The 5,750-nt window shown below is 27.0% G+C and carries 4 protein-coding genes; 3 read left to right on the forward strand and 1 reads right to left on the reverse strand.

Going from position 1 to position 5,750, the window contains the following annotated elements:
* Positions 1–359 precede the first annotated feature (359 nt).
* The gene (locus B2W91_RS10620) at positions 360–1,928 is read right to left on the reverse strand and encodes a DEAD/DEAH box helicase (protein WP_291580634.1); all 1,569 of its coding nucleotides are present in this window, start codon (positions 1,926–1,928) and stop codon (positions 360–362) included.
* Positions 1,929–2,186: 258 nt separating this feature from the next.
* Here B2W91_RS10620 and B2W91_RS10625 point away from each other — a divergent pair, with 258 nt between their 5' ends.
* The 3 genes from B2W91_RS10625 to B2W91_RS10635 all read left to right on the forward strand — a co-directional run bounded on the left by B2W91_RS10625 (position 2,187) and on the right by B2W91_RS10635 (position 5,657).
* The gene (locus B2W91_RS10625; RefSeq protein WP_291580635.1) at positions 2,187–3,446 is read left to right on the forward strand and encodes a M16 family metallopeptidase; all 1,260 of its coding nucleotides are present in this window, start codon (positions 2,187–2,189) and stop codon (positions 3,444–3,446) included.
* Positions 3,439–4,260: a recombination regulator RecX gene (recX, locus tag B2W91_RS10630; protein ID WP_291580636.1), complete on the forward strand. Its 822-nt coding sequence runs from the start codon at positions 3,439–3,441 to the stop codon at positions 4,258–4,260. The genes B2W91_RS10625 and recX overlap by 8 nt, the downstream gene beginning before the upstream one ends.
* A 221-nt stretch (positions 4,261–4,481) precedes the next feature.
* On the forward strand, positions 4,482–5,657 hold the full coding sequence (locus B2W91_RS10635; protein WP_291580638.1) for a transglutaminase domain-containing protein: 1,176 nt from the start codon (positions 4,482–4,484) through the stop codon (positions 5,655–5,657).
* Positions 5,658–5,750: the final 93 nt, after the last annotated feature.

Here is a 5,750-nt window from a genome sequence, read left to right on the forward strand (position 1 = left end):
AGTTTTTTAAAAATAAATTTTATTTTAAGAAATTCACCTTTAGTGAATTTTTTCCTGGATTCTTCATTCTTCATTATTAATCCTTAATTTCTAAGGATTTAAGCTGTTTTTATAAGAAATTTATTTTCCAGAGTATATATTAAGTTTTCACATTGTATCCCTATAGATGTACCAATTCTAAAATTAACATATATATATTAATTTTACTATAATTCTTAATTTTTATATGAAGAAATGTATAAGTTTAAAATAGCAACTAAAAAAGAGCATAAATATAAAACCCTTGTTATTACTAAATTCAAATTTTGAGATTCAGTAATAACAAGGGTTTTTTATAATCTAAAACAAAAAGGCTAATCTTATTTTCTTCTAGTAGATAATTCTATTCTAACTTTTCTTTGATTAAGTTTTTTACCAGAGCTTCTCTCAATTATATTGTCTACTAAATTACTTGGTACATCTACAAATGTAAACTTATCTAATATGTCTATACGACCTAATTCTTTAGATTTAACTTCAGCAGTATCGTCTAAGAATTTAATTAAATCTCTAGTGGATATACTATCTAATCTTCCAACAGAGAAGAATAATCTAGACATATCATCATTTTTCGTAGTATCGTCTGTGTATTCAAAATTTAGTTCTCTATCAAATAATATTTTAATTAAGGATGCAGCAACATCTTCTGCACCAAATTCATTTATAAGATCTTTAGAGATTTGAATAAAGTTTTCATAAGAATTTTCTTCTAAAGTCTCTCTTATAGAGTCAAGTATACCTTCAGATTTTGAAGCAAATATTTCAGCTAAGGTAGGTACTTGTTTTCTTAAAAGTTTACTTTTAGTATCATTTTCTATGTGTCTTATCATAGACATTTCCTTACGAGTGGCAAAGCTATAAGCAGTACCCTCTTTATTTGCCCTTCCTGTTCTTCCTATTCTGTGAACATAAGATTCACTGTCCTGTGGAAGATCATAATTAATAACATGAGTTATATTTTCAATATCAATTCCACGTGCAGCCACGTCTGTTGCGATTAAATAATTTAAATGTCCAGTTTTGAATTTTTTAAGGGTATTTAATCTTTGAGTTTGCTTCATATCACCATGCATTCCTTCTACAATGTATCCCTTACCTTGTAGAGCATCTACTAACTCATCTACCCCTCTTTTAGTCTTACAGAATAATATAGCACTTTTAGGTGCATCTACGTCCAATATTCTGCATAGAACTTCAAATTTATTCTTTGGGTTAACTTCAAAATAGTATTGTTCAATTTTAGAAACTGTTAAAGATTTTTTAGCTATAGCTACATGTTTTGCATCTGCTTTCATATAATTTTTAGCTAAATTTTTTATTTGTCTTGGCATTGTAGCAGAGAATAATAAAGTTTGCCTATCTTCTTTTAAACTACTTATTATAGCTTCGATATCTTCTATAAATCCCATGTTTAACATTTCATCAGCTTCATCTAAAACTAAAAATTTAGCATCTTCTAGTTTTAAAGTTCTTCTATTAATGTGATATAAAACTCTTCCAGGAGTTCCAACTACTATATCTACGCCTTTTCTTAATGGAGTTAATTGCTTTTCAACAGATTGGCCTCCATATATAGGAAGTATTTTATATTTTTCATATTTATTTATACGGGATAATTCTTCACTAACTTGTATTGCAAGTTCTCTTGTTGGTGCTAATATTATAGCTTGAACCTTTCCGTTTGAAGGAGCCATTAAGCTTAAAAGTGGAGCTCCGAAAGCTAACGTCTTACCTGTTCCTGTTTGAGCCTGACCTATTAAATCATATCCTTCTAAACTAACAGGGATACTTTTAGCTTGTATTTCTGAAGGAAATTCAAATTTTAAGTCATTTATTGCATGTAATACGGAAGGTTCAAGACCTAAATCGTCAAATTTTATTTTATTCATTAACATTCCTCTTTCTATTATTTGGTTTAAATGTGTGTATATTACATATTCGTTACGTTAAAATACATCTAATAGTAACATAGTATCTCCATAATAGCAATTGATAAACAGAAAAAACATATGTTATAAAATTATGTACATAAATATACAAAATAAAAAAGAAATAAATACTTTTAATTAAAGGTTAATTTGATTTCCAAAAACTAATATATTATAGTATTCTAAAGAGATTATAATAATTTTAAAAAAGGAGCAAATATGAAAAAGCATATTTTTGATACTTCTGAAATAACACTAGTAAATGGAATAAAATTAATTACTATAAAAAGAGATACTCAAATATCTTCAGTTCATGTAGGAATAAATATTGGAGCACTATATGAAAGGGAAGAAGAAAGAGGAATTGCACATTTTATTGAGCACATGCTTTTTAAAGGAACTAAAAACAGGGATAATGGAGCTTTAAATAATGAGCTTGAAAATTTAGGTGGAGAATATAATGCTTATACGGACTATAATTGTACCGTATTTAGCAGTACTACTTTAAGTGAAGAAGTGGAAAATTCTATAAAGCTTTTAGCAGATTTGGTATCAAACTCCATTTTCCCAAGAGAGCAGATTGAAAAGGAAAGAGGCGTAATTGTTGCGGAAATAAAAAGCGTAAAGGACGATTTAGAAGAACTTAGTTTTGAAGAGGTTAACAAGGCAGCCTTTACAAACAGTCCTTTAAAATGTGATGTTATAGGTAAGGAAAAGTATATAAGAAAAATGACTAGAGAAGCATTGGTTACATTTTATAATGCTTATTATGTACCAAATAATTGCTGCATAACTATTGTTTCTAATCACGAGCATGAATATATAAAATCATTGATAGAAAAATATTTTGGGCATTGGAAAGAGAAAGATTTTGTAAAGCCTCCAGTAAGCTTAGAAAAAAACCTTCATAAAACTAAAATATCCTATAAAAAAGATATTGAGCAAAGTACCATAGTTTATCTTTATTCTTTTGATGATCTTACAGCAGAGGAAGAACTTGCCCTTAGAGTATTAAATCATAAGTTAGGGGAAAGCTCTAATTCTATATTGTTTAGAGAATTGAGGGAAGAAAGAGGACTTGCTTATGATATTTATACAATGTTAGATCTAAGCGATAAAATAAAAACTTTATACCTATATACTTCTGTGTCAGAAGAATATGTAGAAGAAGCTATAGATACTATAGATAATTGTATTTGCGATATTATGGAAGAGAGAGTAGTTTTTGACGATAATACTATAAACCTTATGAAAAAAGTATTTAAAACTGCGGTAGCTTCTACAGCTGAAGATTCAACAGACTTAGGAAATTATGTGCTTCATCAGGCTATGGAAGAAGAATATATTTATCAATTTGTAGAAGATATGAAAAATATGGATATAATAAGAAAAGAAGATCTTTATAATGTGGCTAGAAAGGTTTTACAAAAGCCTACAGTTCATATTTTGTTACCTGAAAAGAGTGAAAATGATGAGTAATGTTATAACTAAAATTGAAGCTCAAAAGAAAAATAAAGATAGAGTAAATGTATATTTGGATGGCAATTTTAGTTTTGCCTGTAGTGGTGAGCTTGTTTATTACCATAATCTTAAAAATGGTATGATAGTTGATTTAGAAAAACTTCCTGACATAGTTGAAGAAGACAATTATATAAAGGGGAAAAACTCTGCACTAAAAATCTTGGAAAAAAGCTTTAAAACTGAAAAGGAAATGTATGATAAATTATTACAAAAGGAATATGATATAAAAACTATAAATAGAATTATAGAATTTTTAAAGAGCTATTCCTTTATAAATGATGATAAGTATGTAGAGCTATATATAAAGGAAAAGATTAAAGTTCAAGGAAAAGGAAAGATAAGATACTCTCTTTTAAATAAGGGAATAGATGAAGAAAAAATAAACTTTTATTTAAATAATATTTCTTCTGATGAAGAAAGAGATATAGCACATAAATTAGGAGAAAAGAAATATAAAATATTGTGTAAAAGTGAAAATAGTATACCTAAGTTAAAGAAAAAATTAGGGGATTATCTTTTAAGAAATGGATATAACTTTGAGGTAGTAAATGAAGTATTAAATAAAGTGATTAAGGAAGAGGAAGAAAAAGAAGTAATAGAAGAAGTTGAAAATAACTTTGATGCACTAGTAAATATTGCTTCTAAACGCCTTAATATAATCATAAAATCTGAAAGTGACAGTAAAAAGCAATATAAAAAGCTTCATGATTATTTGCTGAGAAGAGGATATAAATATGATGAAATAAAAGAAGTCTTAAAGGAAATTTTCTAAAGTTACCATTAATTGTGGATTGAAATTTCCCCAAAAGATGGCTATATTTAATCTTGCATTAAACTTTTAAATAATATACAGATATGTTCTATATTATGCATTAATGTACAGCTAATATAGCTATGCATTAATGTATAATCAAAATTTACAATTCACATAATCAATTTTCAAAATTGTGAATTGTGAATTAGTATATCTATAAGTAAAGGATGGTGAATAAAGTGAAATATAATGTAATTACAGTAGGGTTGGTTGCTGCATTATTATATCCTATTTTAAAGGGTTTTTTATTCAAATATTCTACTTCTGCTTTAAAAGATACTATTAACTCCATAATAGGAAGTTTGTCTTTTGTTGCTTCAATTTTTATAGGTAGACATTATATAAATGAAGTTTTTGCATTACATAATCAAGGTACATTCAATAATATATATAAATATATGCCTAATTTTATAATGAGTTTTGGAGAAAAAAATCCTATAATAGTTAGATGGTTAACAGGAATAGCCTTAATTCTTATAATTCATAGTGTTATAATTCTTATATTTCACCTTATAAATAACATAACTTTATATCCTCTTTTTGATGGTATAGATAATAATTTAAAAAGAAAAAGTAATTTTACTAGAAGAGTTTTTGGTGGATTATTTCAAATTCCAAAAGGAATATGCTATTCTATTATTTTAGCTTTCTTACTAAGCTTTGCTTCTATGTTAAATAAAAATGAAAATTATTTAAAAGCACTTAGTGACTCAGAGCTTTATACTTATATATCTAATAAGGTAATAATGCCAATAACTAATTCTGAGGTTATAAAAAATTTACCTACTGCATTAAATGATTCATTTAAAATAATAGTTGAAGACAAAGACGGAAAACAAAAGTTACCTTTTAGTAATTATGTTAATAAAAATGTTATAGTTTATTATAATGGTGTTACTTTAGAAGATGGTATAAAGTCAAACGAGCAAATTGATAATTTTGCTATAAATTTAGTAAGTCAATATAATATGAACTATGATAAAGCAAAGGCCATATATAAATGGGTTGGTAAAGAGATAGAATATGATGATGATAAAGCACTAAATGTTATAAACAATAATATGAACATAAAATCTGGAGCTATTGAAGCTTTTAACACTAGGCAAGGTGTATGCTTTGATTATGCATGTCTTTTTGTTGCTATGTGTAGAGCAAATGATATAAAAGTGAGAATGGTTATAGGTGAAGGTTTTAATGGAAAACAGTGGGTAAATCATTCTTGGAACGAATTTTATGATGAGGGTGAGCAGAGATGGATAAGTGTAGATCCTACCTTTTACAGTGGAGGGAACTATTTTGATAAAAATAACTTTGATAGAGATCATAGAAATGCTACTATTGCTGGGGAATGGTAAATAAAATCCATATGCATACTGTTGCTTCTGTTAAAAGAGTATAGAAAATAAGAAGCTATCTCAAAATTTTTATTTTGAGATAGCTTCTTATTT

The sequence above is a fragment of the Clostridium sp. UBA6640 genome, from assembly GCF_002455975.1.
Lineage (GTDB): Bacteria > Bacillota > Clostridia > Clostridiales > Clostridiaceae > Clostridium_J.

Excerpts from the sequence above, each read along its gene's own strand:
- B2W91_RS10625 (WP_291580635.1), top strand. The coding sequence starts at position 2,187 with ATGAAAAAGCATATTTTTGATACTTCTGAAATAACACTAGTAAATGGA.
- recX (WP_291580636.1), top strand. The coding sequence starts at position 3,439 with ATGAGTAATGTTATAACTAAAATTGAAGCTCAAAAGAAAAATAAAGAT.
- B2W91_RS10620 (WP_291580634.1), bottom strand. The coding sequence starts at position 1,928 with ATGAATAAAATAAAATTTGACGATTTAGGTCTTGAACCTTCCGTATTA.